Source organism: Deltaproteobacteria bacterium (genome assembly GCA_003696105.1).
In the GTDB taxonomy this organism is placed as follows: Bacteria; Myxococcota_A; Polyangia; order Haliangiales; family J016; genus J016.
Genome location: RFGE01000145.1, coordinates 1 through 2,625 on the forward strand (window position 1 = coordinate 1; position 2,625 = coordinate 2,625).

Sequence of the window (2,625 nt, forward strand, 5' to 3'; positions counted from 1 at the left end):
AGGTAGGTCGAGCCCGGCAGGACCTGTCGCGGCACGCTCACGTACCGCGTATCGGCTCGGGCCGCTCGCGGTTGCGCGCGAAAATCAACCCGGGTGGGGCCTCCCCGAAATAGGTCGAGCCCGGCAGGACCTGTCGCGGCACGCTCACGTACCGGCTATCGGCTCGGGCCGCTCGCGGTTGCGCGCGAAAGCCAACCCGGGTGAGGGCTCCCCAACCCGGGTGAGGGCTCCCCCGGGTGAAATCAACCCGGGTGAGGGCTCCCCAGATTCCGCGCGCATGCGCGAAATCGGGGCCTCACATGAGGGGGAACTTCAGACTAGAACGTTGACACGGAGTTGCGAATGACCGGGGGGAACACAACGTTCAACCGTGCGAAGTCAGCCCGCGTCGCTCACCGAGGTGGAGGCGTGAGTACCGGACCAGACCGCGATGTGGACTGGCTTCGTGGTCGGCGTCGCGCTCATCGTGATGAACCCGGCGGCGATCGTGACGTGGGTCGTGATCGTCGGCTCGTATCTGGCCGGCACGACGCAGGCCGAGGGGGTCTTCGCGTGCGTCGGCATCGGCTGCGGCTCGCTGGCGTGGTTCGCGTTCGTCGCGTGGCTCGCCGACCACGGCAAGCGCGTCCTCGGCGACCGGATGATCTGGGTGACCCGCGTCGTCGGGATCCTGCTCATCGGGTACGGCGCCTACTCGCTCGGGCGCGCGGCGTACTACCTGCTCGGCAAGCTCGACGTGATCTAAGCAGGAGTCTGTCGCGTAGCCGCGAATGCGGTCGCGATCGCTCCTGTGAGGGCGGTCGATTTGTGACAAAGCCGGTCAGTCGCCCGGCGCCGAGGCGGCGTCGCGGTCGCCGGGTGCCGTATGCCACGGATCGGAAGTCCAGCCGCACTCTTGCAGGAGGACTGGCGGCATGTCTGGCACGTCGCTCGATTCCTCGTTGCACGACCGCATCCACTCGCCCATTGCGGCCAGCAGTGGACATCGCGCCGGGAAGCCGCGGATCAGCTTGCGCGTCTCGGGATAGCTCGTGCCGCGCATCGCGTCCCCGAATGCGCGCCACTCGTCGATGCTCGCGCCGTCCATCGCCGCGAGGTCGGCGCGCGCCTGCAGACACAGGTCATCGAACTCTCGGCGCACGACTCGCCATACCTTCGGGTCCGGGTAGGCGGCGACGATCGCATCCATGAACGCGCGCCAGTGGCGCCGCTGCCGCGCATCGCGCGGCACCGTCGAGGCATAGCGCCCGGCGGGCGACGCCGGCAGTTGCGGGACGACGCGGCGCGGGGACGCCTCGGCGGGCATGACCGCGTGCGCGTCGGCGGCTGCCGGTCGGGCGTCGCTCGCCTCGTCGGCCGCCGGGCCAGCCGCATCGGACGACGCCGCGGCGGGTGGCTCCGGGGCGTGTGCGGTGATCGGTCGCCGAGGGCTCGCCGTATCGCTTCCCCGCCACCACAGCGCCGCGGCCAGCACCGCCGCGCATGCGACCAACGCCGTCGCGAGCAGCTTCACGGTGTCACATGAACGGGAGGCGGAGGGGCGAAGCGGCCCGTGCGGCATGCGGCGAACGTTGCATAAGCGGCGTCCACGCACTGTCGCCACTTGTTCCAGCTCTCGAAGTCGTCCTCGTCAAACAGATCGCATGCCGCGAGTGTGTACTTGAGCCTGGTCTCGCACCGGATCAAGCAGCGCACGACGGGCGAGAGGCGGGGGTCCTCGGTGGCCGGCAGCGTATCGGCTGAAGCGCGTAGCGTCCGCAAGATCGAAGGTGGTGCGTCGGACGCGATCACGACGAGTGCCGCGATGATTGTCGCCAGGATAAGTCAAAATCTCAACGATGTGGACACGAGTCGGTCGGTAGCATGTGGCGCGCAAGACGGTCAAGCTTCGGTGAGGTTGATCCAGACCGATGACGGTGCAGGGCGACGTCCACATGGTGGGCAACGACCCGCTCAGCTGGTATCGGTCAGGTCGGTGAGCGACAGGTCGGCGGTGCGGCGGCGGGTGTCGGCGTCGATCTCGCGCAGCACGGCGTCGAGTCGGGTCTCGTTCGGGCGCGGCGCGGCGTCGAGCACGTCGTCGCCGCGGAATGTGGCGAGCACGTCGGCGAGGCTGATCTCGCTCGGCGGGCGCGCCGGCATCACGCCGACCAGGTCGCCCTCGACCTCGACGACGATGTCGGCCTCCTTGAGCCGCGCGAGCACGCGGTCGAGCGCCACGTCCGACAGGTCGAACCGATCGGCCAGCGCGCGCCGCGAGATCGCCTTGGCGCCGCGCAGGTAGCCCTCGGCCACCGCCACCGCGATGCGCGCCGCGACTACGCCGTTGACTCGCTGCATCAGCTCGCGCTCGAGCGACCTGCGCTGGCGCCGCTCGCCGCGCTCAAAGCCCGCACCCGGGTTGATTGGAGCTGCGGCCGACGAAACGCGTCGCAGAAGCGGCCGGCGCGAACGCAATCGGCTCGCAGCAGAGGGACGCGCCATCACCGTGGCACATCAGCGGCCGACAGACCGGTGACCGCGCCCACACTCGGCTGGCGGCGGACGCACGTTGGCGCGGCAAGTGGAGTCACTTGCCGCGGTCGTCGCGGGCCCGATGCCGCGCGTCAAGCCGTGTCGGCGACG

At 69.9% G+C, this 2,625-nt stretch carries 3 protein-coding genes; 1 reads left to right on the top strand and 2 read right to left on the bottom strand.

Features of this window, described 5'->3' with window-relative positions; all coding sequences use genetic code 11:
- The first annotated feature begins 430 nt into the window (after positions 1–430).
- Complete coding sequence (locus D6689_09935) at positions 431–745, top strand: hypothetical protein (GenBank protein RMH41876.1); 315 nt, start codon at positions 431–433, stop codon at positions 743–745.
- A gap of 75 nt (positions 746–820) precedes the next feature.
- On the opposite strand, the gene D6689_09940 is transcribed toward D6689_09935, so the two are convergent.
- Positions 821–1,513, bottom strand: a complete 693-nt coding sequence (locus D6689_09940) for a hypothetical protein (protein ID RMH41877.1) — start codon at positions 1,511–1,513, stop codon at positions 821–823.
- Between the two features lie 440 nt (positions 1,514–1,953).
- Positions 1,954–2,484: a hypothetical protein gene (locus D6689_09945; GenBank protein ID RMH41878.1), complete on the bottom strand. Its 531-nt coding sequence runs from the start codon at positions 2,482–2,484 to the stop codon at positions 1,954–1,956.
- Between the last annotated feature and the right edge of the window lie 141 nt (positions 2,485–2,625).

Coding starts and splice junctions, on each gene's coding strand:
- D6689_09945 (RMH41878.1), bottom strand. CDS start 2,484: ATGGCGCGTCCCTCTGCTGCGAGCCGATTGCGTTCGCGCCGGCCGCTT.
- D6689_09935 (RMH41876.1), top strand. CDS start 431: ATGTGGACTGGCTTCGTGGTCGGCGTCGCGCTCATCGTGATGAACCCG.